Consider the following 23696-nt stretch of genomic DNA (forward strand, 5'->3'; position numbering starts at 1 on the left):
GCTCGCAGCCGCGCTGGCGCTCGGCACGCTGCCGCCCGACGCGGCGCACGCCCAGAACGAGCAGCCCCAGGACGAGCGCTCAAGCGAAGCCGCCGCCATCGAGGCCATCTCGAAGACGCGGATGGCCTATGTCATCACCGGCCTCGCCGCGCTCGACGCGACGAGCCGCGCCGGCATGGCCGGCCTGTCGCGGTTTCTCGCCGAGAAGACGGCGCTGGAACCGGGGGAACCGGCCGGCGTCAACATCGCCACCGACGAGCTGGCCTTCTATCCCCTGATCTACTGGCCTGTCGATCCCGCCGCCGCCATGCCCTCGGAGGAGGCCATCGCGCGCATCGACGCCTACATGCAATCGGGCGGGACGGTGCTGTTCGACACGCGCGACCAGTATTCGGCCGGCTTCGGCGCAGAGGCGGCCAGCCCGTCGACGCTGCGCCTGCGCGAAATCCTCTCCGGCCTCAACGTGCCGCCGCTGGAGCCGGTGCCGGAGGACCATGTCCTCACCAAATCCTTCTTCATCCTGCCGGAATTTCCCGGCCGCTACCGCGGCAGCCCGCTCTGGGTGGAAGCCTCGCTCAATGCGCCTGTGCGCACGGACCGGCCGGTCCGGGTGGGCGACGGCGTGACGCCGATCATGATCACCGGCAACGACCTCGCCGGCGCCTGGGCGATCGACGAGGGCGGCCAGCCGCTGCTGCCGACCGTGCCCAACGACCCGCTGCAGCGCCTCTATGCGATGCGCGCCGGGGTCAACATCGTCATGTACATGCTGACCGGCAACTACAAATCCGACCAGGTTCACGTGCCGATCCTGCTCGAACGGCTGGGGCAGTAGGGGATGGTTCGGCTGGATACGCTCTTCGATACCCCCCTCTGGCCTGCCGGCCATCTCCCCCTCAGGGGGGGAGATCAGACGGCCGGACGGGTTTCGCCAATCGCCAGCGCTGCAGAAGAAGCGCTGCATCGAGGACAGCCGATCTCCCCCCCTGAGGGGGAGATGGCCGGCAGGCCAGAGGGGGGTAGGCGAAGGGGCACCGTCCCCGACGAAGCTCTCCCGGGAGCCATCCCATGAACTGGTCGCTGAGCTTCGAGCCCTTCTTCTCCTGGCCTATCCTGGCGGCGCTGCTGATCCCCGTGGCACTGCTGGCACTCGCGGGCCTGTGGACCGGCCAGCGCGGCGCGTGGCTGAGGCTGGCGGCGCTGGCGGCGCTCGGCGCGGCGCTGGCCAACCCCGTGCTGCTCGACGAGGAGCGCGAGCCGCTGAAAAGCGTCGTCGCCGTCGTGGTGGACGAAAGCCAGAGCCAGACCATCATCGGCGAGCGGGCCGAGACGACGGCGGAAGCCGCCGCCGAGATCGAGGCGCGGCTCGCCCGCTTCAACGATTTCGAGACCCGCGTGGTGAAGACCGGGCGCGCCTCGTCGGCGGCCGAGAACGCCGAGACGCGCCTGTTCGACGCGCTCGACGGCGCGCTGCGTGACGTCCCGCCCTCGCGGGTCGCCGGCGCGGTGCTCATCACCGACGGTCAGGTGCATGACGTGCCCGACAATGCGGCGGCGCTCGGCGCGCCGATCCACGGGCTGATCACCGGCCGCGCCGACGAGCACGACCGCCGCATCCGTTTCGAGCGGGCGCCGCGCTTCGGCATTGTCGGCAAGCCGCTGGAGCTGACCTACCGCGTGCTGGCCACCGGCGACCAGAACGGCATGGTGGACGTCCGCGTGATCATCAACGGCGAGGAACTGTTCATCGACCAGGCGCTGATCGGCCGCGAGACGCCGCTGGAGATCGACGTTCCGAACGCCGGGCGCAACATCATCGAACTGGCCATCGACCCCGTCGAGGACGAACTGACCGACATCAACAACAGGGCCGTCGCGCTGGTCGACGGCATCCGCGAGAACCTGCGGGTGCTTCTGGTCTCCGGCGAACCGCATTCGGGCGAGCGCACCTGGCGCAACCTGCTCAAATCCGACGCATCGGTCGACCTGGTGCATTTCACCATCCTGCGGCCGCCGGAGAAGCAGGACGGCACGCCAATCAACGAATTGTCGCTGATCGCCTTCCCGACGCGCGAGCTGTTCGTCGAGAAGATCGACGATTTCGATCTGATCATCTTCGACCGCTACCAGCATCGCGACGTGCTGCCGATCCTCTATTACGACTACATCGCCGAATATGTGGAGAATGGCGGCGCGCTACTGATTGCCGCCGGCCCCGAATTCGCTGGCAACCAGTCGATCGCCCGCACGCCGCTGATCGCCGCCCTGCCGGCCCTGCCGAACGGCGAGGTGGTGGAACAGGGATTTTACCCGCGCCTGACCGAGACCGGCGAGCGCCATCCGGTGACGCGCGGGCTGGAGGGCGCAGAGTCCGACCCGCCGCAATGGAGCCGCTGGTTCCGCCTGATCGGCATCGACCGGCCGGACGGCCAGGTGGTGATGCAGGGCGCCGGGGAACAGCCGCTGCTGATCCTCAACCGCAAGGGCGAGGGCCGCGTCGGCATGTTCCTGTCCGACCAGGGCTGGCTGTGGGCGCGCGGCTTCGAGGGCGGCGGCCCGCATGTGGCGCTCTACCGGCGCATCGCCCACTGGCTGATGAAGGAACCGGAGCTGGAGGAGGAACGGCTCTCGGCGGCCGGACGCGGCATGCGGCTGGAGATCACCCGCCAGACCATGGCCGAGGAGGCCCCGCCGGCCGAGATCACCACGCCCTCGGGCGGGACGCTGTCGGCGACGCTCGGGCCCGCCGGGCCGGGCCGCTTCTCCGCCAGCCTCGACACCGGCGAGATCGGCATCTACCGCATCGCCAATGGCGACCTCACGACGCTGGCGCATGTCGGCCCGGTCAACGCGCCCGAGTTCGGCGACATGGTCTCGACCGGGGAAAAGCTGGCGCCGGCGGCCGACGCCACGGGCGGCTCGGTGCGGCGGCTCGCCGAGGGAGATCTGCCCAACATCGTGCCGGTGCGGCGCGCCGGCAGCGCCTCGGGCAATGACTGGATCGGCCTCAGGACCACCAATGACAGCGTGCTGAAAGCGGTGCGCCGGGTGCCGGTCTTCACCGGCCTTCTGGCGCTCGCCCTGCTGCTCTTCGCCTTCGGGGCGATGTGGTACCGCGAGGGGCGGTAAAGCACGACCCGGTTTTCGTCAGGAGGAAAGGGCCGCCGCTGCGGGAGTGGACGTTGAACCGGTTTCCGTCAGTGCGGCATGCGTGACCGTGCCGCGCAGCGCGGCGACGGTACCCTCGCGCAGTTCCGCCGCCAGCAGCCGGTTCGGATCGACCGGGCGCGGCATGGACATCTGGCCCTGGGGAATTTTCTGGAAGCCGAGCGGCCCGTAATAGGGCGCGTCGCCGACCAGAACGACCGCGCCGGCGCCCGCCTCCCGCGCGGCATCGACGGCGATCGCGACCAGCCTGCGGCCGATGCCCCTGTTCTTGTAGGCGGGGCGCACCGCGAGCGGCCCGAGCAGCAGCGCCCTGCCCTCTCCGGCGGCGATCCATGTCATCCGCACGGAGCCGATCACCGCATCGCCGCAGACGGCGACGAAGGACAGCGCGCGCTCATGCGGCCCGCCCTCGCGAATCTTGTAGGCGGCGCGCGCGAAACGGCCGGGTCCGAAGGCTTCTTCGTTGATGTGGTCGATTTCAGCGTCGTGCGCCGGGGTTTCCGGCAGGTATTGGACGTCGGCAGAGGACATGATGTGCATTCCGGTGGTGTCGAAAGGTGAGCAGCGGCATGAAACCGCCCGCGCCCCAAGCCAGGGGCCTTCAGTCCTTTCGTCGTCGCTCCACCCGGAACCGGATCATGATGCACGTCTCCACTTTGCGGCATTGTCGCTAGCAGCAAAAAACGGTTCCGTCCACCTCAAGATCAAGCGGCAGGCGAAATTGTCGACGGTGCGTTCACAGAAGCCGCGGTTGGGTTTTGCTCCCGATTGCCCTACATGCGACGCAAACAAAGGAGATTGCACCATGGGTTTGCTCGTCGACGGGGTCTGGCACGATCAGGGATACGACACCGCCAAGAGCGGCGGCCGCTTCGAGCGGTCGCAATCGCAGTTCCGCGACTTCGTGACGGCGGACGGCAGGCCCGCCGAGGGCCGCGAGCGCGGCTTCAAGGCGGAGCCGGGCCGCTATCATCTCTACGTCTCGCTCGCCTGCCCCTGGGCGCACCGCACGCTGATCGTGCGCGCGCTGAAGAAGCTCGAGGATGCGATCTCCGTCTCGGTGGTGCACCACTTCATGGGCGCCGACGGCTGGACCTTCAGGCGGGGAGAAGGCGGGACCGGCGACAGCCTCCACGGCTTCGACTTCATGCGCCAGATCTACACCAAGGCCGACCCGCATTACTCGGGCCGGGTGACGGTGCCGGTCCTGTGGGACAAGAAGACGGAGTCCATCGTTTCCAACGAATCCTCCGAGATCATCCGCATGCTCAACAGCGCGTTCGACGCCTGGGGCGACGCCTCGCTCGATCTCTATCCCGCGGCGTTGCGCGCCGAGATCGACGCGATCAACGACCGCGTCTACAACGACATCAACAACGGCGTCTACAAGGCGGGCTTCGCCACGACGCAGATCGCCTACGAAGAAGCCTTCACCGCGCTTTTCGCGGCGCTCGACATGGTCGAGGACCGGCTCTCCAGGCAGCGCTACCTGGCGGGGGAGCGGCTGACGGAGGCCGACTGGCGCCTGTTCACCACGCTGGTGCGCTTCGATGCGGTCTATGTCGGGCATTTCAAGTGCAATCTGCGCCGCATCGCCGACTATCCGAACCTGTCGAACTATCTGCGCGAACTGTATCAGGTCCCGGGCGTGGCGGAGACCGTCGACCTGCCGCACGCCAAGGCCCATTATTACGGCAGCCACAGGAGCATCAATCCGACCGGCGTGGTGCCGCTGGGGCCGGAGCAGGATCTCAGCGCGCCGCACAACCGGGAGCGGCTGGCGAAGGCTGCGTGAGGCGGCAGAACGCGGCGCGGCGGTGCTTGCCTGATCGCTGCTTGGACGTTGAAGGATGAAACATCAGCGTCAACGTCCCCTCTCCCCGCAAGCGGGGAGAGGGTAAGGGTGAGGGGCGAGCGCCGGCGCCATCCATCAGCGTGCTGCAGGCCAATGCCGCGCACGCCCCTCATCCGCCTGCCGGCACCTTCTCCCCGCAGGCGGGGAGAAGGAGGAAGCGGGGCCGTGGTGCTTCACCGATCTTCCGCTTGCAGGCTGAAGGATGGAGCATCAACGTCAGCGTCCCCCTCTCCCCGCAAGCGGGGGTCCGAAGGACGGGTCGAGACCCGTGGCTCGACCCCGGTCGGGTAAGGGTGAGGGGCGAGCGCCGGCACCATCCATCGGCGTGCCACAGGCCAATGCCGCGCACGCCCCTCATCCGCCTGCCGGCACCTTCTCCCGCAGGCGGGGAGACGAAGGAAGCGGCTACCACTCGTCGGAGACGGGCGCGCCCTCGAAGATTTCGGCGATGCGCCGGCGGGTGCCGTCGCTGACATCGACCGGCAGGGCATCAAGCGGAAAGAACCGCGCCTCGGCGATCTCGCGGTCCGGCACATGGGGGCGGGTCTGGCGGAAGTCCGTGATCAGGTAGACCGCGACGTGATCGCGCCTGCTCGCCAGCCGGTTGAAATGAAAAGATTTCAGCTCCGGCCTGCCGAGAATCTCGATATTGCCCTCCTCGACGAGTTCGCGCGCCAGCGCGGCTTCCGTGCTTTCGCCGGGTTCGACCCCGCCGCCCGGAAAATGCCAGCCCTTCACATAGGTGTGGCGCACCAGGAAGACGGAACCGGCGGCGCGGTCGTACACGACGCCGCGCATGCCGAGCGTCATCGGACGGCTGAGGCGGAACCAGAAATGGAACAGCCGGGCGCGGATCATGCCTCTGTTCCTTCGGGCTGGTCAGCCCGGTTTGCCTGTTCTAAACACGGCATATGTTTCGGCTCGCGCATTTTTCCGACATCCATCTGGGACCCCTCCCCGCCATAAGCTATCGCGAACTCGCCTCCAAGCGCATTACCGGATACATCAACTGGAAGCGCAACCGCAGGCTCAATCTCGATCACGGCGTGATCGACAGGATCACCGACGACATGCTGGCGGCCGATCCCGACCACATCGCGCTGACGGGGGATCTCGTCAACCTGGCGCTCGACAAGGAAATCGAGAGGGCGGCGCTCTGGCTCGAGGATCTCGGCCCGGCGGACGCCGTGTCGGTGGTGCCGGGCAATCACGACGCCTATGTGCCGGGCGCGCTGGCCCGCGCCTGCCGCGCCTGGAAACCCTACATGACCGGCGATGGCGGCGAAGCATCGAGGGTCGGGTTTCCTTATCTGCGGGTGCGTGGCCAGGTGGCGATCATCGGCGTGTCCTCGGCGCGGGCGACCGCCCCCTTCATGGCGAGCGGCCATTTCTCCGCGTCGCAGGCCAAGAGGCTTGCGGCGATCCTCGACGCCACCGGGCGGGACGGACTTTTCCGGGTCGTGATGATCCATCACCCGCCGGTGCGCGGCGCCACCCACACCGCCAAGCGCCTCTACGGCATCGGGCGGTTCCAGAAGCTGATTCGCAGGCACGGCGCGGAACTTGTGCTGCACGGGCACACGCACAAGCCGACCGTCCACCGCATCGCCGGATCGGAGGGAACGTCCGTCCCCGTGGTCGGCGTCTCGGCGGCCGGACAGGCGCATGGCGGCGCCAAGCCCGCGGCCCACTACAATCTGTTCGATATCGACGGCGGATCGGGCCAGTGGAGGATCCGCTTCTCCCGGCGCGGCATCACCGACGGGAACGGGACGGTCGGCGAGGTCTCGGGCGCGCTGCTGACCGACGAGGCGCAGGCGGGCTGAGCTAGAGCGCCGTGCGTCCATTTGGACGCACAAGGACGCTCTATCTATTTGTTTTTTCTGCATTTATGCGGACATCAGGTGATTCCACCTGATTGCAAAATGCTATAGGCCCTCAGGAGGCGCGGATGCGTCTCCAGGCAACGATGCCAAGGCCGAGTGCGCCGCAGGTGGCACCCAGAACGGTGGAAATCGCGCCAATCGCAATCAGCGCAAAAGGCTCGTGCAGCATTCCGTCGGGATCGACGGAACTGCCGATCCAGCCCGCCGCGATCAGGCAGAAGACGCCGACCGCCAGCAGGCAAAGCCCGCAAAAGAAGAAGAACTTCATCTGGTACACTCGCAAATCAGCCCCTTCACCGACAGGAAAGCCGATAAAGCCGCCGAGATTTTGTCAGGCTCGGGATTCCGGTCTCCCGCCGCCCCGCGACGGTGCCTCAGAAGCGCGAGAGCAGCGTCTCAAGCTCGGGGAAACGGTCCCACATGGCGATGGCGACCACCGCCACGCCGAAGACACCGCCGAGCAGCACCAGGCCCAATCCGCTGAAGAAGGCGCCCCAGGCGCTTCCGCGCGGCGCCGGCGTTGCGTCCACCTCGGCAGCGGCGGCGCGCGGCAGGATTTCGACATCGCCTTCGACGGCGCGCTGGCGCTCGACCATGCGCTCGGCGATGTAGCGCGTCACCTGGTCGGCAACGGGCTTGATGTCGGCGCTTTCGGCGATCACCACCCGGCCGAGGCGCGTATCGCGCAGGAAGCGGTAGGTGCGGCGGTCGCGCCCCATGACCACATGCGCCACGGCGTCGATCCACAGGCGCGGCTGCTCGCCCGACGAGATGACGAGATCGAAGGCCGGATCCTCCTTCGGCACCTCGGCAAAGACCGGCTCCAGCTCCTGCGCCAGCAGTTCGAGCCGCGTGCGGCTCGCCTCGCGCAGTTCCACCACCACGTCCGCGCGGTCCGCGGCGGCGTTCTTCATCTCGCGCACGGCATCAGAGAGGTTCCGGACATTCGTCACGGATGCGAGGGTCTGACCGGCCTCATTCATCTGCGGTCTCCTGGGCAGTGGATCCCCGTGCGTCCATTCGGACGCACGCGGGACGGCGATCTCTATCGTTAATCCATCGTTAACATGGGCCGGGATGAAAATCATCACGTTTTGTTCCGCATCGGAAACCGTAGTAAACAAGATAAGTTTACGGCAACAGGGATCAGTTCCCGGCGACAACGCTGCGGAGAATGCGGGCGACGGCCAGTGGCGCCTCTTCCGGCAGCATGTGGCCGCAGTCTTCGAGCCGGTGCAGGACGAAGCCGTCCGGCAGATGGTCGGCCTGGGCGATCGGCAGCACCGTGTCGCGGGTTCCCCAGATCACGTGAACCGGCCTCGGCAGCGCCAGAAGGCTGTCGCGCGGAAACGCGCCCTGGCGGTTGCCGGACGCGATCATGGAACTGATTTCGATGAGCTTTTCGCGCTGCCCCGGCAGCCTCGACAGGCGCATGGCCTGCTCCACCAGCGTGCGCGGAAGCGCCACATGCGGGCCGAACATCGCGGCCAGCCCGGCGCGCATCTCGTCCGCATCGCGCGCGGCGGCGCGGGCCGCCATCGCCGCCCCGTCGATCTCCGGCCCGAAACCACCCGGCGCGATGAGCGTCAGGGACGCGATCCTCTCGGGCACGGCAAGCGCGGTGAGGACCGCCGCGGCACCGCCGAAGGAATGGCCGGCCAGATGAAACCGGTTTACGCCGCGCGCCGCAAGATCGTTTACCACCGCTGCCGCGGCTGCCTTCGCCTTGCCGGCGCCCGAATGTGACAGGGATCGCGCATGGCCGGGGAGGTCGTAGGCGATCACCCTGAGGCCGGCCGGCAGGGCGGCGCGGACCTCGTCCCATACGGCGTAGGAGCCGGCGAAACCGTGCAGCAGGACGAGGACGTCGCCGCCCCCGCCCGTATCGTCGGCGTGGAGCCGCTCGCTCACCCGGCCGTGCCGCCGGCCATGATCCGGTTGGCCGCCGAGACGACCGCCTCGAGCGAGGCCGTGACGATGTTGGTGTTGACGCCGACGCCGAACAGCTTTCCGCCCGGATGCTCCACCTCCATGTAGCAGACGGCCGCGGCGTTCGACCCCTGCTGCAGGGAGTGCTCCGAATAGTCGATGACCGACATGGCGATGCCGACATGCTTCGAGAGTGCGTCGATGAAGCCATCGACGGGGCCGGTGCCGGCGCCCTTGATCAGCGTCTCGACGCCGCCGTCCAGGATCGTCGCCTCGACGATGCGCTGCCCCTTCACGCCGGTGTCGGGGAAGGTCTGGTGATCGACGAACTTGATCCGCGCCTCCGGCTGGTCGACATAGAGCTCCATGAAGCGTTCATGGATCTGCTTCGAGGGAAGCTCCCTGCCCTCGCGGTCGGTGATGTCCTGGATGTCGCTGCGGAACTCTGTCTGCAGGTTGCGCGGCAGGTTGAGGCCGTAATCGGCCTGCATCACATAGGCGATGCCGCCCTTGCCGGACTGCGAGTTGATGCGGATGATCGCCTCGTAGGACCGGCCGACATCCTGCGGGTCGATCGGCAGGTAAGGCACTTCCCACAGCGGCTTGTTGGCCGTCTTGATGGCCTTCATGCCCTTGTTGATCGCATCCTGGTGCGAGCCGGAGAAGGCCGTGTAGACCAGTTCGCCGACATAGGGATGCCGCTCGGGAATGACGAGCTGGTTGCAGTGCTCGTAGACGTCCTTCATGCGGTTGATGTCGGTGCAGTCGAGCCGCGGGTCGAGGCCCTGCGTGTACATGTTCAGCGCCAGCGTGACGACATCGACATTGCCGGTGCGCTCGCCATTGCCGAACAGGGTTCCCTCGACGCGGTCGGCGCCGGCCATCAGGCCGAGCTCGGTGGCGGCGATGCCGGTACCGCGGTCGTTGTGCGGGTGGAGCGAGACGATCAGGCTGTCGCGCCGGTCGAGATTGCGGCACATCCATTCGATCTGATCGGCATAGATGTTGGGTGTCGCCATCTCGACGGTCGACGGCAGGTTGATGATCAGCCTGTCCTGCGGCGTTGGGTCGATGATCTCGATGACGGCGTTGCAGATCTCCAGCGCGACTTCCAGCTCGGTGCCGGTGAAGCTCTCCGGCGAATACTGGAAGCGGTAGCCGCCGCCTGCCTTCGCCGCCATGTCCATGACCATCTTCGCGGCGTCGGTGGCGATCTGCTTGATGCCGGCGACATCCTTGCCGAACACGACGCGGCGCTGCAACTCGCTGGTGGAGTTGTAGAAATGGACGATCGGCCGGTGCGCGCCCTGGAGCGCCTCGAAAGTGCGCGTGATCAGCTCGGGCCGGCACTGGACCAGGACCTGGAGCGACACGTCCTGCGGCACGCCAGCTTCCTCAATGCACCAGCGGGCGAAATCGAAGTCCGTCTGCGAGGCGGAGGGAAAGCCCACCTCGATCTCCTTGAAGCCCATGTCGAGCAGCAGCCGGAACATGCGCGCCTTGCGCTCGTGGCCCATCGGGTCGACCAGCGCCTGGTTGCCGTCGCGCAGATCGACGGAACACCAGATCGGCGCCTTGTCGATGCGCTTCGAAGGCCAGGTGCGGTCGGCAAGGTCGATCAGCGGATAGGGCTGGTACTTGGTCGAAGCGTCCGGCATGCCCCTGTCACGGCCCGCCCCGTTGTTTGCAATCGTCTCGCTCGTCATGTTCTGCACGTCCATTTCATTCTCTCCCGGCCCGGGATGGGTGCGCGCGGCACGCCCGGCCTGTCAACTCTGAATGCGAATAGTGGGGAAAGAGCATGTGCCCAGGCGGCGCGATCGATCGCCGGGCGCTCCTTCAACGGACCCGGCGATCGCCGATAAGGCCGAGAAGCAGCAGGCTGGCAGAAAGCGCGCGCGCGGTCGCGCCGAAAAAGGCGGTCCGGTCGGAGACGGAGAATGTCATGCGCGTCGTCATGCCCGGTTCAATAGCCGAGGCTCGGGCGACTGGCAAGAGGATGGTTCACTTCGGCCCCGGGAAGCGGTCACGCCGCCCGCCCTTGCCGGGCCTTCCAGGACTCGTGCTCCTTTCCCCATTCCGACAGGGCCGTCACCGCCCGGTTCAGCGTCAGGCCGTGAGGCGTGATCGCGTATTCGACGCGTGGCGGCATCTCGTCGAAGGCATGACGGCTGATCAGCCCGTCCGCCTCCATCTGGCGGAGTTGCTGGGCCAGCATCTTCTCGCTGATGCCCGGCAGCAGCCGGCGCAGCTCGGCGAAGCGATGCGGCTTCAAATGCAATGCCCAGAGCAGATCGGTCTTCCATTTCCCGCCGATGGTCTCGAGTGCGGTGGCAAAGCCGCAATCATCCGGTTCTTCACGTTCCATGGAAAGGCTCCTGACAGGTTCTGACGCTTACCGCGAGGTGCGTACTTCCCCCGCCGGCACCAGTTTATATCTTCGAACCCGGCGCGCCAGACAGAAACAGCGGCCTCCCGAGAGCCGCCCCCAAAACCGGAGACACCACACAAGATGACAACAACCATTTGCGTGATCGGCGCGGGCCGAATGGGCTCGTCCCTGGCACGAACGCTCCTGAACGCCGGCCGCCCGACCTGGGTATGGAACCGGACGGCGGCCAGATGCGCGCCGCTAGTCGCGCTCGGCGCGAAAACCGCCAATGCCCTGGCAGACGCCGTCCAGGCATCGGAACTGATCCTGATCAACGTCATCGACCATGACGCGAGCGCCGCGCTGTTGAGGCAGGAGGCCGTCTCCTCGGCACTTTCGGGCAGGACCGTGATCCAGCTCACATCCGGCTCTGCCCGGCTGGCGCGGGAAGAAGCGCTTTGGGTCGAGGCCCAGGGTGCGAGATATCTGGACGGAGCCATCATGGCCACGCCGGACTTCATCGGCCGGCCCGAGGCGGCGCTGCTCTATTCCGGCTCGCTCGCGAGCTTCGAGGCCCACAGGGATATCCTTCTCACGCTCGGCGGCCGGAGCGCCCATGTCGGAGATGTTCCCGGCCAGGCATCGGCCCTCGATACCGCGCTGCTGACCCAAATGTGGGGCGGCCTGTTCGGCGCGCTGCAGGGCATGGCGGTCGCCGACGCCGAGGGTCTTTCCCTCGACGTGTTCCGTGACCAGCTTTCCGCCTTCAAGCCGGTGGTGGATGCCGCGCTCTACGACACGATCGACCGAACGGCGGCCCGCCGCTTCGCCGGCGACGCGGAAACGCTTGCCTCCCTCGGCGCCCATCACAGCGCCTTCACGCATCTTCTGGAAGCGTGCGAGGATCAGGGGCTCGACCAGGGACTGCCGCGGGAGATGGCGCGTCTCTTCCGTGAGGGATTGTCCCGCAACGGCCCGGAAGCCGACTTCGCGTCGCTGGCGCCCCTGCTTCGCGGCGGCCCGTCATCCGAAGCCGGGGAGGTGCGGCCGGATGCCTGAGGAAAAACTGCGCAAGGCCGCCTGCTCGTGCCGGCGGATCGAACTGGTCTTTTCCGGCGAGCCGCGGCTGGTCTATGCGTGCTCCTGTCTGGAGTGCCAGCGCAACACCGGCAGCGCTTTCGCCTACCGGGCGATCTATCCCGAAAGTGCCATCGTGAGCCGGAAGGGTGAACCGAATTCCTGGCGCCGGAGCGGATCCTCCGGGCAGTGGATGGAGCAGCATTTCTGCGCCACATGCGGCTCGCTCGTCTTCATGCGGGCCGAAACTCTCGTGGATGCGCTGTCGGTTTCCGTGGGGTGCTTCGAGGACCCGGACTTCCCGGCCCCAGCCAGGCTGAGCTGGGCGCATCGCAAACACCGATGGCTGGCGCTGGAAGGTGTGCCGGACGCCCCTTCCGCTTGACGTTTCGACATCGCTCGTCCCCCTCGCCCTCCCGGCGAGGGGGATGCTTGACATCTCCATTCTCCAATGTATTTTACCAATTAGATAATTAACTTTTTGGTGAAATAATGCAGACCGACCCTCTCAGCGTCGCCTTCTCCGCCCTTGCCGACCCGACCCGGCGGGCGATGCTGGCGCGCCTTTCAGCGGGCGAGGCGACGGTGAACGAGCTGGCCGAACCCTTCGCGATGACGCTGCCCGCGGTTTCGAAGCACCTGAAGGTACTGGAGCGCGCCGGCCTCGTCTCGCGCGGCAGGAACGCCCAGTTCCGGCCCTGCCGGCTCGAGGCGGGGCCGCTGAAGGACGTCGCCGCCTGGATGGAGCACTACCGGCGTTTCTGGGACGACAGCTTCAACCGCCTCGACGACTATCTGCGCGAAATCCAGCACAAGGAAACCTCCGGCGATGCCTGACCCAAGCGCAAAAACCTTGGCCGGGGCGGAGGCCCCTCCCGCCCTCAGCCTCAGCCGTGTCTTCGACGCGCCGCGCAGCCTGGTCTTCAGGCTCTGGTCATCACCCGAGCATCTGGCGCGCTGGTGGGGACCGAAGGATTTCTCGGTTCCTTCGGTGACGATGGATTTTCGGGAAAACGGCGCCTGGCGCAGCTGCATCCGCTCGCCCGACGGCGATGAATACTGGTCGAGCGGCGTCTATCGGGAGATCGACGCCCCCGGCCGGCTGATCTTCACCTTCCGCTGGGAGGAGGACGGCGCGCTCGACACGCTGGTGACCGTGACCTTCGAAGAGGCCAGGGAAGGGAGCGCGACGCGCGTGACCTTCCACCAGACTCCTTTCCGCAACGTCGAGGAACGCGACAGCCACGCCGACGGCTGGGGCGAATGCCTCATGCGCCTTGAACAATATCTCGACAAGCAGGATGGGAGAACCCAGTGAAGAAAGCCTACCACGGAAGCTGCCATTGCGGCGCAGTGCGCTTTTCAGCGAACATCGACCTCGCGCCGGAGGGACAGCGCTCGAAACCCGAGCGCGAGGGCGTCTGGTGGACCGCCACCTTCCGCTGCAACTGCTCGTCCTGCCTGAAATCACGGTTCTGGAAAGCCTTCGTGCGGCCCGCCGATTTCACGCTGATCGCCGGCGAGGAAGCGCTCGCCGAATACCGGTTCGGCGAGCGCGGGATCGCCCACCGCTTCTGCCGGAACTGCGGCGTGCGCCCCTTCGCCAGCGCCGATTTCGAACCGCTGGGCGGCGCCTTCCATTGCGTCAACGTGGCCTGTCTCGACGATGCGACGCCGGAGGAACTGGAAGCTGCGCCGGTCATCTTCGAGGACGGGCACAACAACGACTGGGACAAGCCGCCCGCCCTGAGCGGATATCTGTGAACCGGCATACCGCCCCACGACCCTATGGAGGACCGCCATGAACGCCGAAACCGGAACCGTTGCCGAAACGGAACTCATCATCGAGCGTGTTTTCGACGCCCCGCGCACGCTGGTGTTCGAAGCGTGGACGCAGAACGAGCATCTCGACCGCTGGTCCTGCCCGGCGGGCTTCACCCTGCCCTTCTCCGAAGGCGAGATCCGCACCGGCGGCTGGTTCCGCACCTGCATGCGCTCCCCCGATGGCGAGGATCACTGGCTGAGCGGCGAGTACCGCGAGGTGACAGCGCCGGAGCGCATCGTCTTCACCCATGCCTGGCATGACGAGAACGACGAGCCCGACCACGAAACCCTGGTCACGGTGACTTTTCGGGAAACGACTGACGGCAAGACCAGGATGGTCTTCCACCAGGCATTCTTCACATCGAAAGCCTCACGCGACGGCCATGAAGGCGGCTGGAACGAGTGCTTCGGCAGGCTCGACGCATTGCTGGCCGGATCGCCGAGCGTGCGTTGAAGCGGACGAAGGACGAGCTGAATCACTGATCAGGCACCGGAAGAGAGGTCGCCCTTACTCGTCGAGCGCGGCGGCGCTCGACGCGATCTCGTACTCGATGCCGTGGGGCAGATACTGAACGCGCGCCCGCCCCCGGAAGTCCGTCGCGACGAACCTTTCGATCAGCGTCGAGCCGAAACCCCTGCGGGTCGGCGGCTCGACCGGGGGACCGCCCTTCTCCAGCCAGCGGAAGAAGAAGTGTCCGTTGCTCCGGTCCCACTCGATCGTCACGCGCCCGTCCTCGTTCGACAGCGCACCGTATTTGATGGCGTTGGTCAGGAGCTCGTTCAGCGCCAGCGAGAGCGACAGCGCCTGACGGCCGCGCAGCGACACCGGCGGCCCGCTCAACGCCACGCGCTGCGGCTCGAGGATGCGGTGCGCCAGAACGGCCTCGACCAATTGGCCGATCGTCGCATCCGGATGGTTCTCGGCGGTCAGCAGGGCCTGCGCCTCGCCGAGCGCGCGCAGGCGGTTCTGGAACACGCCGAGCATCTCGGCCGCCGCCGGCTCGCCCTTGAAACTCTGGACCGCCAGCGCCGAAACCATGGCGACCAGATTGCGCATGCGATGCTGCAGCTCGCCATTGACGGCGGCGATCTGGCGCTGGGCGCGCACCGTCTCCGTGGTCTCCACCACCGTATCCATCATGCCGCGCACGACGCCGTGCTCGTCCCGGATCGGACTGTAGCAGAAGGTGAAATGCGCCTCCTCGTCATAGCCGAACCGGTTCACCACCAGCGGGAAGTTCTCGATGAAGGTGGATTCGCCGCCGAACGCCTTCTCGGCGATCGGCCCGATGATCTCCCAGGCCTCCGACCACACGTCGCGGAAGGAACGACCGATCGCCGGCGGCTTGCCGCCGAGGATCGGCGTGAAGGCATCATTGTGCATGGTGATCAGACCCGGCCCCCAGACAATGGCCTTGGGAAAGCTGGAACTGATCATCAGGCCGACGGCCGTCTTCAGCGCCGAGGGCCAGCGCTCGATGGGGCCGAGCTCGGTGGCCGACCAATCGAAGGCGCGGATGGCCGCCGCCGCCGCTCCGCCGCCGGCGAGGAAAGCAAGATGATTCCCACTCATTTGAACGCGCACACCCCTCGCACCAGTCGCAGGCACAATAGCAGCACCGCGTGGATAGAACAGCGATTTGCGCTGCGATCCCGCGATTTGCGGCCGGCCTGGCGGAGCCCGGCCCACTCCCTTGAATCAGGAAACGAGAATTTTCCCGCAAGCCGCTGGAATCACGAACCTTCCAGAGCAGGCGTTCAGCACGCCGCCGGACCGTTGCGGGCCAGGACCTCCTCATAGGCCGCCTGCAGGCGCTCGCGCACGCCGGGGCCGGCGGCGCCGGGCCGCGGGCGCTTTCCCAGATGCGCGACGCGCAGATCGTCCATGAACTCCTCCCACAGAGGTGGCCCGCCCTCCTCCAGGAGCCGCGCCCGGATCGACAGCTCCTCCGAGACCGGCAGCCATTTGCTGCCCCAGGCGCCGATCATGGCGAAGACCGGCACCAGCTCGATGCCCTTCTCCGTCAGGCTGTAGATCGCCTTCTGCTTGTGGCTGGGGTCGTCGGTCTTCGAGATGATCCCCTCCGTAACGAGCCGGCGCAGCCGGTCGGCGAGGATGTTCGAGGCGATCTTCTCCTGCGAATGGGTCAGGAGATCACGGAAATGGCGCCGGTTCCCGAACATCATGTCGCGCACGATGATGAGGCTCCATTTGTCGCCCACCACCTCGACGGTGAGGTTGATGGGACAGCCGGAGCGATGCGCGGCGTCGGTCTTGCTGTTCAAATCCGTTCTCCAAAAAAACCAGTTGCAACATGCCATCGGAATCCGTATGGTGCAACCAGTTGCTTTTATTAACCAGTTGCAAATAGCAATGTGAATGGGATGCAGCGCCGATGTTTCCGACACGCCCGAGATGGACACGCCGCCGCCTGCTGCAGACCGCAGCGCTTCTCGCCGCAACGGCCGGAAGCCTGCCAATCCATGCCAAGACAGTGCGAGCGGAGGACATCCAGATGAAGACGCATCTTGTGAAAGCCGATGGAATCGAACTCGCGACGGAGGCCTTCGGCGACCCCTCGCACACCCCGGTCCTGCTGATCATGGGCGCCATGGCCTCCATGCTGTGGTGGTCGGAAGAGTTCTGCCGCAGGCTTGCCGCCGAAGGCCGCTACGTGATCCGCTACGACAATCGCGACACCGGTCTTTCGAGCACCTATCCGCCGGGCGCGCCGTCCTACACGATGGACGACATGGCCGAGGACGCGTTTCGCATCCTCGACGCCCACGGCATCGACAAGGCCCATCTGGTCGGGATGTCGCTCGGCGGCATGATCGGCCAGCTCGCCGCCCTGGCGCATCCCGGGCGCGTCCTGAGCTTCACGGCCATCAGCACGTCGCCCATGGGCATCGACACCTCCGGACTGCCCGGCATGAGCGCCGCCTATCAGGAGCACGCCGCCAGCGGCGAGGCGGTCGACTGGACCGACCAGGACCAGATGATCGACTTCATTGTTCGCGACACCCGCGCCCTCGCCGGCACCCGGCATCCCTATGACGAGGCCGCCGCCCGTGCTCTGATAGAGCGCGACGCCGCCCGGTCCAGGGACTTCATCAGCGCCACGAACCACTTCATGCTGAAGGGCGGCGAAACATGGCAGGGGAAGCTTGCCGGGATGAAGCCGCCCCTGCTGGTCATCCACGGCACGTCGGATCCGGTCTTCCCGATCGAGCACGGCCGGTTGCTGGCCGAGACGGTGCCGGGCGCCCGTCTGATGGAGATCGACGGCGGCGGTCATGAAATCCATCCCGAGGACTGGGATGCGGTCATCAGCGCCCTTTCGGCGCAAACGCGTTAGTAGACGCAGTCAATCGGAAAAGGAAGAGGCACATGAACAAGGTCATCATCTGGAACCTGGTTACCCTCGACGGCTATTTCGAAGGCGAGAAGAAGTGGGACCTCGGCTTCCACGGACATGCATGGGGCGACGAACTGGAAGCGCTCAGCAAGGCGTTCGGCGAGAGCGCCGCCGTGCTGGTCTTCGGCCGCGTCACCTATGAGGGGATGAAGGCTCATTGGACCTCCGCCGCGGCTTCCGAAGAAACCTCGGAAGTCACCGGCTTCATGAACGCCCTTCCTAAGCTCGTCGCCTCGCGCACCATCACGCGCTCGGACTGGAACAACACGCAGGTCACCGACGACATCGTCGGCGCCATCCGCGCGGTGAAGGAGAAGGCCGCGCCGGGCAAGAACGTCTACGTCTTCGGCAGCGCCGATCTGTGCGCTTCCCTGCTCGAGGCCGGGATCGTCGACGAGGTGATGCTTGCGCATGTGCCGGTGCTGCTCGGAAAGGGCACGCCCTTCTTCAAGCCCGGCGGCGCCGAGCGCACCCTGACGCTGATCGAGGCCCGGCCGCTCAGGAACGGCACGGTCATCACGCGCCATGCGCCGGCCTGAAAAGACTGAGCCGCCTGCCGGCGGCCCGCCGCTTTCCCCCATTCGAGGACGAGAGACATGAACCCCAAAGCGATCACCCGCCGGACCTTCATCCAGGCCAGCGCCATGACGCTTGCCGTACCCGTTTTGGCCGCACCCGCTTTGGCCTCACCCGCCCTGACACAGGCGCGCGACGCATCGAACAGCACTTCACAGGAGGACCCGACGGGCATGAAGACGATCATGGAACGCCACGTGGCCGACGGTTTTGCCGCGGGCATGGTCTGGGCCATCGAGCATGATGGCGAGACACGGACGGGTGCCGCCGGCACGTTCGAGATGGGCGGCGGCGGAGCGCCGATGACCCGCGACGCGATCTTCCGCATCGCCTCGATCACCAAGCCGGTGACGGCGGCGCTTGCCATGATGCTGGTTGAGGAGGGAAAGCTGTCGCTGGACGGCGCGGTCGACGCCCTCCTGCCCGAACTCGCCGACCGCCGGGTGCTGAAGCGCATCGACGGACAGCTCGACGACACCGTTCCGGCGCAGGGCCCAATCACGCTGCGCCAGCTCCTGACGATGACCTTCGGCCTCGGCGCGATCATGGTATTCCCGGAGCAGTATCCGATCCAGAAGGCGATGCGCGAGGCAGGCATAGCGCCCGGGCCGCAATTGCCGGACCTTTCCGCCGACGACTACATGAAGCGGCTTGGCAGCCTTCCGCTTGCCTACCAGCCCGGCGCCGAGTTCCTGTACAACAACGGCCTGGACGTCGCCGGCATCCTGATCTCCAGGGCCGTCGGAAAACCGCTCTCCGAGGTCATGCAGGAACGGGTCTTCGCGCCGCTCGGCATGAAGGACACCGGCTTTCACGTGCCCGCCGACAAGCTGCACCGCCTGCCGCCCAGCTATGGCCGCAACTTCCAGACCGGGGCGATGGAGGTGTTTCACGAAGCCGCCGGCGGACGCTTCGCCAGCCCGCCTCCGCTCGAATCGGGCGCCGGGGGACTGGTCTCCACGGTCGACGACTATCTGGCCTTCGCCCGCATGCTGCTGAGTGGCGGCGAACGCAACAGGACGCGTCTCCTGAAAGCCGAAACCGTCGCCGAGATGACCCGCAACCAGCTGACCGACGCCCAGATCGCCGGGCCGCAGGCGGGCTTCTTCATGGAGGACGGCGCCGCCGGCTGGGGGCTGGGCATGTCGGTCGACCTGAAGCAGGGCAAGCCATGGATGACGCCCGGCCGCTTCGGCTGGAACGGCGGCTACGGCACCTCGGCCTATATCGACACGAAGCACCGGCTGATCGGCGTCTTCATGAGCCAGAGAATGATGGATTCTCCCGAACCGCCGGTGACTTACGTGGATTTCTGGACTCAAGCCTACAAGGAGCTGGATGGCTGATCTTCAGCCGTGGGATCGAGCGGCTGAGCGTCAGCCGCCGGCCCACCGCGCCACCAGGCGGCTGATCGGCGGGCCGGCCAGCAGGACGAACAGGAAGCGCGCCATCTGAACCGCCATGATGAAGGACAGGTTCACGTTCTGCGAGGCGGCGGCGATGATGGCGACCGAATCCATGCCGCCGGGGCTGGTCGCCAGATAGGCGGTCAGCGGGTCGATGCCCCATTCCACATGCAGGAACCAGGCGAGCCCGCCGCAGAACGCCATCAGCGCCAGGATGGAAAGCACCACCTGCGGCAGCGCCCTGAAGGCGGTGGCGAGCAGTGCCCGGTCGAACTTCAGGCCGATGGTCCAGCCGACCAGCAGATAGGCCAGCCCCAGCAGCCATGGCGGCAGCTCCAGCGTCAGGCCGCCGCCCAGATGCGCCAGCCCGCCGGCGATCAGCCCGCCGAAGAAGAACGGCGCCGGCAGGCGGGAGAATTTTCCGATCACGCCGCCGGCGAGGCCGATCGCCGCCGTCAGCGCCAGCATCTCCGGGCGCACGGCCGGAAACCAGTCCGTCTCGGGTAGTTCGACGCCCGACGTGTCGACCCAGAACCTTGCGATGAGCGCGGCGGCGATCGTGACCATGATGACCCGCAGATACTGCATGAAGGCGACAAGGCGCTGGTCGGCACCGAACGCGCCGGCCATCAGCACCATCGCCGTCGCCGCGCCGGGCGCCGAACCCCAGACCGCCGTGGTGCCGGGAAGGATCTTCCAGCGGCTGACGAGGAAACCGAGAAAGCTGCTCGCCGCGACCGTCGCCAACACAGCGAGAAGCAGGATCGGCCAGATGTCGGCGAAGGAGGCGAGGATCGCCGGCTCCAGCGAACCGCCAATCAGCATGCCGACCGTGACCTGCGCCCCGGCGAAGACCATCGCCGGCACCCGCACGCCGGCGCCCATCGCCCCCGCCGCGACCGCCGCGAGCATCGGCCCAATGAGCAGCGCCGCCGGCAGCGTCGCATAGAGCATCAGGCCCGCCAGAAGCGCCGTCAGGACCGCCAGGAACAGCCATTGCAGGATCGGGGGGAGCCTCGTCAGCGGTCCTTGAAAGGAAGTCTGCGGTGAGATGTCCATCGATGCGTGCCCCGGCTGTTGCCATGACGGGATACAGGAACGCGCCGGACAAAGGAATGCGCCCGAGGGGAGAAACGCCGCCGAACCGGCGTAGCTTGCATTTGTTCTTCTTTTGTTCTACACCTCGCGCGGGAGGACATCATGGACAGGCAAACGCGAACCGCATCGGCGCAGACCTGGAGACGCCGCGCCGGTCTTTCCGGAACGCGGCTCTTTCGCTGCAGCCGCCGCGCCGCGGATGCGGGTTCCGCCACACGGGTCGCGAGGGCTGCGCCGGGCTTCCGCCGCCTCGCCGCCTGCGTGGCTTTAGCACTGGCGCTGCTTGCCGCCCTCTCCGCCCCGTCCGCCGCCCTGGCGGACGGCATCGACGATTTCCTGGCCCGCAACACCTGCCCGGTCGCCGCCGGACTGTCGGCGATCGCGCAGGCCGGCAGGCTGGCCGACGGAGTCGGAAAGCAGGCCGTGGGCAACCGCTTCATCGTCGTCGCACCCCCGGACGGCGGACAGCGCTATGTGCAGTGTCTTTTCCTGGAAGACGACGCCGGGCTTCTCTGCGAAGCGTCTTCGGGTTTCCATGGCCCCCGCCACGGCGGCGTCCCGCTGTTCCGGGTCTCGGCAGGCGGGCTGACGGAACTCGCCAGGCTGGGCTTCGACGTCGGCGCGACGGAAGGCAATTTCCCCCGTATGCTCGCCCTGCCCGGCGACGGCAATTTCGTTCCGGCCGCCGAACTCATCCTGCGCGCGCTTCATCTCGGCTATGGCGCGACCGTGCAGTCGGCGCTGGAGATCACCGCCCCGCTGGCCGGCGACGCCAGCCTCTACACCGAGTGCACGCCGGTCGGCTGAAGCGGAATGCTGTGATAAGGCCGGCGGCCGGTGTCGGATCGGGCGGGCCTCGAACGTCCTTAGGGCTGGATATGACCAAGGAGTGAACCATGCGCTACATGATGCTGATGATTCCCAAGGGCTACGAGACCGCGGGACCGGAGCTCGACCTTCCCGCCGACGCCGTCGCGGCGATGATGAAATACAATGAGGAACTCAGCGCCGCCGGCATCCTCGTCGCCCTGGAAGGGTTGCATCCGCCGTCAACGGGCGCGCGCGTTTCCTTCGCCAGCGGCGAACCGGTCGTCATCGACGGGCCCTTCATCGAGGCAAAGGAAGTGGTCGGCGGCTTCTGGATCATCGACGTGCCGACGCTCGCCGACGCGATCGAGTGGGCCAAGCGCTGCCCCGGCTCGCCGAGCGAAACCATCGAGGTGCGCAAGATCCAGGAGATGGACGACTATTCCGACCCGGTGCGGGAGGTGGTCGAGGCGCATCCGGCCGTGCTCGAAAAAGGGATCGGCAACCGCTGAACTGCCGCCCGGGCACCTGGACGGGCACGAAGTGCCCGCGCCGGTCGCTTCGACGTCGCCACTGCACCGGCGTCTGGCGTGCCGCAGAGGTGCCGCCGGACGGGCGGGCCTACATCCGCTGGCACTGCATCGGCGTGCCGGCCCAGTTGAGGTCGGCCTTGCCGTCGCGATCGATGAAGTCGAGGCCGCCGATATTGTAGTGAACCGCGCCGTCGTCATCCCATCCCGTTGCAATATATTGCGGCCAGTCGCCCGGCGGCGTGCGCGTGAACACGCCGACTGGCGGGTCGGTGTCGTAGAAGACCGCCGTCAGCCCGTCGAACGCGCCGCCCGAACAGGTGTATTCGACGGGGTCCGGCACTGTCACCTCGCCCGCCTGCACGCTGAGCACGGCGATCCGCTCCCGGTAGCTGTCCTCGACCCACTGCCGTGGATCGGCCTGTTTCCAGCCCTCATTCCGGCCGGAGAGCCAGCCCTGCTGCATGGCATGAATGGTCTTGAAATCCTCGGCGCTCGTCTGCGCCTCGATCTTGCGATAGAGCCGGTCCATCTCGCTGTCGAGCGCCGCCAGTCCTTCATCCCCGCAGATCATTTCCTCGGGACTGCCGGCCCGGACGGCGGCGCAGTCGAACGATGGCTGCGCCAGAACCGGCAAGGCCTGCCCCGCCAGAACGCCCGCTGCGAGGGAAACCATGGTGAGACGCTTCATTTTCATGCCATCCTCCTCCATCATCCTGCCGAAACCTGCTCCCGGAGCATAAACGTATAGCACGGATGGGCGGCACAATCAGGCTGCCGGCGTCGGACCTGCGCGAAGCGCCGCGAGACAGGCTTCTCCTGCATGAGGGGTGCGCCCGGTGGTTTCACGCGAATGCGGAACACTTCAGGCGAATTTCGCCTTGTGCTCCGGCTCGACATGGATGGTCACCTGCGCGCCGGGCAGTGTCTTTTCCAGCGCATGCTCGATCCGGTCGCAGATCCGGTGCGCCGCCTCCACCGTCATCTCGGACGGCACGACGAGATGGAACTCGATGAAGCGCGCGCGCCCCGCCTCGCGGGTCTTGAGATCGTGGAACTCCAGCGCGCCGTCCCGGTTCTCCTCGACGACGCGCTCGATCTCGGCCAGATCGCCGGCCTCCACCGCCACGTCCATCAGCCCCTGCAGGGAATGGCCCACCATGTGCCAGCCATGCCAGAGAATGTTGAGCGCGACGATCGCCGCCATCAGCGGGTCGAGCCACAGCCAGCCGGTGATGAGCGCCAGGACAAGCCCGCCGACGACGCCGACCGAGGTGACCACATCGGTCCACAGATGCCTGCCGTCGGCGACCATGGCGGGCGAGCGGGCGCGCCGGCCGGTCGACATCAACATCCGCGCCCAAAGCCCGTTGCCGAGCGCCGCCACGCCGGTGATGACGAGGCCCAGCAGAGGCATTTCGAGCTGTCGGGGGTCGAAGAACGCCATCCACGCCTCGCGCAGGATGAGCAGCGCCGCCAGCACGATCAGCACGCCCTCGAGCACGGCGGAGAAATACTCCGCCTTGTGGTGGCCGAAGGGGTGGTCGTCGTCGGCCGGCTTGTGCGCCAGGCGCAGCGCATACCAGGCAACGGACGAGGCGACGACGTTGACCACCGATTCCATCGCGTCCGAAAACAGCGCGACGGACCCGGTGAACCACCAGGCCGCCAGCTTCAAAAGGAAGATGGCGAGCGAGACGGCGATGGACCAGGCGGCGATGCGCTGGAGCTTGCCGTTCGACGGCATGGC

Annotated in this window: 27 protein-coding genes; 15 read left to right on the forward strand and 12 right to left on the reverse strand. The window is 66.9% G+C overall.

The genetic code is table 11. The features are described 5' to 3' along the window. A partial coding sequence (locus NA2_RS17945) for a DUF4159 domain-containing protein (RefSeq protein ID WP_008598514.1) occupies positions 1–835 on the forward strand: 835 nt, incomplete at its 5' end. A 233-nt stretch (positions 836–1068) separates the two neighbouring features. Continuing rightward, complete coding sequence (locus NA2_RS17950) at positions 1069–3129, forward strand: membrane protein (protein ID WP_008598517.1); 2061 nt, start codon at positions 1069–1071, stop codon at positions 3127–3129. An 18-nt stretch (positions 3130–3147) separates the two neighbouring features. On the opposite strand, the gene NA2_RS17955 is transcribed toward NA2_RS17950, so the two are convergent. Continuing rightward, entirely contained in the window at positions 3148–3699 is a 552-nt protein-coding gene (locus NA2_RS17955) for a GNAT family N-acetyltransferase (RefSeq protein ID WP_051011685.1), read from the reverse strand. Between the two features lie 274 nt (positions 3700–3973). On the opposite strand from NA2_RS17955, the gene NA2_RS17960 reads away from it, so the two are divergent. Next, on the forward strand, positions 3974–4963 hold the full coding sequence (locus NA2_RS17960) for a glutathione S-transferase family protein (RefSeq protein ID WP_008598520.1): 990 nt from the start codon (positions 3974–3976) through the stop codon (positions 4961–4963). 465 nt (positions 4964–5428) lie between these two features. On the opposite strand, the gene NA2_RS17965 is transcribed toward NA2_RS17960, so the two are convergent. Beyond that, positions 5429–5881, reverse strand: coding sequence for an NUDIX domain-containing protein (locus NA2_RS17965; RefSeq protein ID WP_008598521.1), 453 nt, complete (start codon positions 5879–5881; stop codon positions 5429–5431). Between the two features lie 53 nt (positions 5882–5934). Here NA2_RS17965 and NA2_RS17970 point away from each other — a divergent pair, with 53 nt between their 5' ends. Next, the gene (locus NA2_RS17970) at positions 5935–6849 is read left to right on the forward strand and encodes a metallophosphoesterase family protein (protein ID WP_008598522.1); all 915 of its coding nucleotides are present in this window, start codon (positions 5935–5937) and stop codon (positions 6847–6849) included. A 112-nt stretch (positions 6850–6961) separates the two neighbouring features. Here the strand turns inward: NA2_RS17970 and NA2_RS17975 are convergent, their stop codons facing one another. From NA2_RS17975 to NA2_RS17995, 5 genes are all read right to left on the reverse strand, one after another. Next, complete coding sequence (locus NA2_RS17975; protein WP_008598524.1) at positions 6962–7177, reverse strand: DUF3955 domain-containing protein; 216 nt, start codon at positions 7175–7177, stop codon at positions 6962–6964. A gap of 106 nt (positions 7178–7283) precedes the next feature. Beyond that, positions 7284–7892, reverse strand: a complete 609-nt coding sequence (locus tag NA2_RS17980) for a hypothetical protein (RefSeq protein WP_008598526.1) — start codon at positions 7890–7892, stop codon at positions 7284–7286. 163 nt (positions 7893–8055) lie between these two features. Then, positions 8056–8820: an alpha/beta fold hydrolase gene (locus NA2_RS17985; RefSeq protein WP_008598527.1), complete on the reverse strand. Its 765-nt coding sequence runs from the start codon at positions 8818–8820 to the stop codon at positions 8056–8058. Continuing rightward, on the reverse strand, positions 8817–10559 hold the full coding sequence (leuA, locus tag NA2_RS17990) for a 2-isopropylmalate synthase (RefSeq protein WP_008598528.1): 1743 nt from the start codon (positions 10557–10559) through the stop codon (positions 8817–8819). Before leuA ends, NA2_RS17985 begins: the two co-directional genes overlap by 4 nt. A gap of 305 nt (positions 10560–10864) precedes the next feature. Then, on the reverse strand, positions 10865–11206 hold the full coding sequence (locus NA2_RS17995) for a winged helix-turn-helix transcriptional regulator (RefSeq protein ID WP_008598529.1): 342 nt from the start codon (positions 11204–11206) through the stop codon (positions 10865–10867). Between the two features lie 144 nt (positions 11207–11350). Between NA2_RS17995 and NA2_RS18000 the strand changes: the two genes are divergently transcribed. The 6 genes from NA2_RS18000 to NA2_RS18025 all read left to right on the forward strand — a co-directional run bounded on the left by NA2_RS18000 (position 11351) and on the right by NA2_RS18025 (position 14564). Beyond that, on the forward strand, positions 11351–12268 hold the full coding sequence (locus NA2_RS18000) for an NAD(P)-dependent oxidoreductase (RefSeq protein ID WP_008598530.1): 918 nt from the start codon (positions 11351–11353) through the stop codon (positions 12266–12268). Continuing rightward, on the forward strand, positions 12261–12671 hold the full coding sequence (locus NA2_RS18005) for a GFA family protein (protein WP_008598531.1): 411 nt from the start codon (positions 12261–12263) through the stop codon (positions 12669–12671). The genes NA2_RS18000 and NA2_RS18005 overlap by 8 nt, the downstream gene beginning before the upstream one ends. Positions 12672–12778: 107 nt before the next feature. Continuing rightward, complete coding sequence (locus tag NA2_RS18010) at positions 12779–13123, forward strand: ArsR/SmtB family transcription factor (RefSeq protein ID WP_008598534.1); 345 nt, start codon at positions 12779–12781, stop codon at positions 13121–13123. After that, positions 13116–13604, forward strand: a complete 489-nt coding sequence (locus NA2_RS18015) for an SRPBCC family protein (protein ID WP_008598537.1) — start codon at positions 13116–13118, stop codon at positions 13602–13604. The genes NA2_RS18010 and NA2_RS18015 overlap by 8 nt, the downstream gene beginning before the upstream one ends. Next, a complete protein-coding gene (locus tag NA2_RS18020; RefSeq protein ID WP_008598538.1) occupies positions 13601–14050 on the forward strand; it encodes a GFA family protein in 450 nt (149 codons plus the stop codon). Before NA2_RS18015 ends, NA2_RS18020 begins: the two co-directional genes overlap by 4 nt. Before the next feature lie 37 nt (positions 14051–14087). After that, positions 14088–14564 carry an SRPBCC family protein gene (locus NA2_RS18025; RefSeq protein ID WP_008598539.1) on the forward strand — a complete coding sequence of 159 codons (477 nt, stop codon included), beginning with the start codon at positions 14088–14090 and terminating at the stop codon, positions 14562–14564. Positions 14565–14618: 54 nt separating this feature from the next. On the opposite strand, the gene NA2_RS18030 is transcribed toward NA2_RS18025, so the two are convergent. Both NA2_RS18030 and NA2_RS18035 read right to left on the reverse strand, forming a co-directional pair. Then, positions 14619–15683 (reverse strand): sensor histidine kinase, encoded by a 1065-nt coding sequence (locus tag NA2_RS18030; RefSeq protein ID WP_008598541.1) that lies wholly within the window; start codon positions 15681–15683, stop codon positions 14619–14621. Between the two features lie 185 nt (positions 15684–15868). Then, entirely contained in the window at positions 15869–16432 is a 564-nt protein-coding gene (locus NA2_RS18035; protein ID WP_051011684.1) for a winged helix-turn-helix transcriptional regulator, read from the reverse strand. A 194-nt stretch (positions 16433–16626) separates the two neighbouring features. On the opposite strand from NA2_RS18035, the gene NA2_RS18040 reads away from it, so the two are divergent. The 3 genes from NA2_RS18040 to NA2_RS18050 are packed head-to-tail and all read left to right on the forward strand — an operon-like array spanning position 16627 to position 19451. Next, entirely contained in the window at positions 16627–17469 is an 843-nt protein-coding gene (locus NA2_RS18040; protein ID WP_040678505.1) for an alpha/beta fold hydrolase, read from the forward strand. A 32-nt stretch (positions 17470–17501) separates the two neighbouring features. Then, positions 17502–18068, forward strand: coding sequence for a dihydrofolate reductase family protein (locus tag NA2_RS18045; protein WP_008598547.1), 567 nt, complete (start codon positions 17502–17504; stop codon positions 18066–18068). A 57-nt stretch (positions 18069–18125) separates the two neighbouring features. Then, on the forward strand, positions 18126–19451 hold the full coding sequence (locus tag NA2_RS18050) for a serine hydrolase domain-containing protein (RefSeq protein ID WP_008598549.1): 1326 nt from the start codon (positions 18126–18128) through the stop codon (positions 19449–19451). Positions 19452–19481: 30 nt separating this feature from the next. Here the strand turns inward: NA2_RS18050 and NA2_RS18055 are convergent, their stop codons facing one another. Next, positions 19482–20570: an AbrB family transcriptional regulator gene (locus tag NA2_RS18055; protein WP_008598551.1), complete on the reverse strand. Its 1089-nt coding sequence runs from the start codon at positions 20568–20570 to the stop codon at positions 19482–19484. 141 nt (positions 20571–20711) lie between these two features. On the opposite strand from NA2_RS18055, the gene NA2_RS21325 reads away from it, so the two are divergent. Further along, positions 20712–21416 (forward strand): TY-Chap domain-containing protein, encoded by a 705-nt coding sequence (locus tag NA2_RS21325; protein ID WP_008598553.1) that lies wholly within the window; start codon positions 20712–20714, stop codon positions 21414–21416. Between the two features lie 89 nt (positions 21417–21505). After that, positions 21506–21928, forward strand: a complete 423-nt coding sequence (locus NA2_RS18065; RefSeq protein ID WP_008598555.1) for a YciI family protein — start codon at positions 21506–21508, stop codon at positions 21926–21928. A gap of 109 nt (positions 21929–22037) precedes the next feature. Here the strand turns inward: NA2_RS18065 and NA2_RS21330 are convergent, their stop codons facing one another. Next, positions 22038–22643, reverse strand: coding sequence for a lysozyme inhibitor LprI family protein (locus NA2_RS21330; protein ID WP_157188299.1), 606 nt, complete (start codon positions 22641–22643; stop codon positions 22038–22040). A gap of 168 nt (positions 22644–22811) precedes the next feature. Then, positions 22812–23693, reverse strand: a complete 882-nt coding sequence (locus NA2_RS18075) for a cation diffusion facilitator family transporter (protein WP_008598557.1) — start codon at positions 23691–23693, stop codon at positions 22812–22814. Between the last annotated feature and the right edge of the window lie 3 nt (positions 23694–23696).

It is taken from the genome of Nitratireductor pacificus pht-3B, assembly GCF_000300335.1.
In the GTDB taxonomy this organism is placed as follows: Bacteria; Pseudomonadota; Alphaproteobacteria; order Rhizobiales; family Rhizobiaceae; genus Nitratireductor; species Nitratireductor pacificus.

Excerpts from the sequence above, each read along its gene's own strand:
- NA2_RS17950 (WP_008598517.1), top strand. The coding sequence starts at position 1,069 with ATGAACTGGTCGCTGAGCTTCGAGCCCTTCTTCTCCTGGCCTATCCTG.
- NA2_RS17955 (WP_051011685.1), bottom strand. The coding sequence starts at position 3,699 with ATGTCCTCTGCCGACGTCCAATACCTGCCGGAAACCCCGGCGCACGAC.
- NA2_RS17960 (WP_008598520.1), top strand. The coding sequence starts at position 3,974 with ATGGGTTTGCTCGTCGACGGGGTCTGGCACGATCAGGGATACGACACC.
- NA2_RS17965 (WP_008598521.1), bottom strand. The coding sequence starts at position 5,881 with ATGATCCGCGCCCGGCTGTTCCATTTCTGGTTCCGCCTCAGCCGTCCG.
- NA2_RS17970 (WP_008598522.1), top strand. The coding sequence starts at position 5,935 with ATGTTTCGGCTCGCGCATTTTTCCGACATCCATCTGGGACCCCTCCCC.
- NA2_RS17975 (WP_008598524.1), bottom strand. The coding sequence starts at position 7,177 with ATGAAGTTCTTCTTCTTTTGCGGGCTTTGCCTGCTGGCGGTCGGCGTC.
- NA2_RS17980 (WP_008598526.1), bottom strand. The coding sequence starts at position 7,892 with ATGAATGAGGCCGGTCAGACCCTCGCATCCGTGACGAATGTCCGGAAC.
- leuA (WP_008598528.1), bottom strand. The coding sequence starts at position 10,559 with ATGGACGTGCAGAACATGACGAGCGAGACGATTGCAAACAACGGGGCG.
- NA2_RS17995 (WP_008598529.1), bottom strand. The coding sequence starts at position 11,206 with ATGGAACGTGAAGAACCGGATGATTGCGGCTTTGCCACCGCACTCGAG.
- NA2_RS18000 (WP_008598530.1), top strand. The coding sequence starts at position 11,351 with ATGACAACAACCATTTGCGTGATCGGCGCGGGCCGAATGGGCTCGTCC.
- NA2_RS18005 (WP_008598531.1), top strand. The coding sequence starts at position 12,261 with ATGCCTGAGGAAAAACTGCGCAAGGCCGCCTGCTCGTGCCGGCGGATC.
- NA2_RS18010 (WP_008598534.1), top strand. The coding sequence starts at position 12,779 with ATGCAGACCGACCCTCTCAGCGTCGCCTTCTCCGCCCTTGCCGACCCG.
- NA2_RS18015 (WP_008598537.1), top strand. The coding sequence starts at position 13,116 with ATGCCTGACCCAAGCGCAAAAACCTTGGCCGGGGCGGAGGCCCCTCCC.
- NA2_RS18025 (WP_008598539.1), top strand. The coding sequence starts at position 14,088 with ATGAACGCCGAAACCGGAACCGTTGCCGAAACGGAACTCATCATCGAG.
- NA2_RS18030 (WP_008598541.1), bottom strand. The coding sequence starts at position 15,683 with ATGAGTGGGAATCATCTTGCTTTCCTCGCCGGCGGCGGAGCGGCGGCG.
- NA2_RS18035 (WP_051011684.1), bottom strand. The coding sequence starts at position 16,432 with ATGGCATGTTGCAACTGGTTTTTTTGGAGAACGGATTTGAACAGCAAG.
- NA2_RS18040 (WP_040678505.1), top strand. The coding sequence starts at position 16,627 with ATGAAGACGCATCTTGTGAAAGCCGATGGAATCGAACTCGCGACGGAG.
- NA2_RS18045 (WP_008598547.1), top strand. The coding sequence starts at position 17,502 with ATGAACAAGGTCATCATCTGGAACCTGGTTACCCTCGACGGCTATTTC.
- NA2_RS18050 (WP_008598549.1), top strand. The coding sequence starts at position 18,126 with ATGAACCCCAAAGCGATCACCCGCCGGACCTTCATCCAGGCCAGCGCC.
- NA2_RS18055 (WP_008598551.1), bottom strand. The coding sequence starts at position 20,570 with ATGGACATCTCACCGCAGACTTCCTTTCAAGGACCGCTGACGAGGCTC.
- NA2_RS21325 (WP_008598553.1), top strand. The coding sequence starts at position 20,712 with ATGGACAGGCAAACGCGAACCGCATCGGCGCAGACCTGGAGACGCCGC.
- NA2_RS18065 (WP_008598555.1), top strand. The coding sequence starts at position 21,506 with ATGCGCTACATGATGCTGATGATTCCCAAGGGCTACGAGACCGCGGGA.
- NA2_RS21330 (WP_157188299.1), bottom strand. The coding sequence starts at position 22,643 with ATGAAAATGAAGCGTCTCACCATGGTTTCCCTCGCAGCGGGCGTTCTG.
- NA2_RS18075 (WP_008598557.1), bottom strand. The coding sequence starts at position 23,693 with ATGCCGTCGAACGGCAAGCTCCAGCGCATCGCCGCCTGGTCCATCGCC.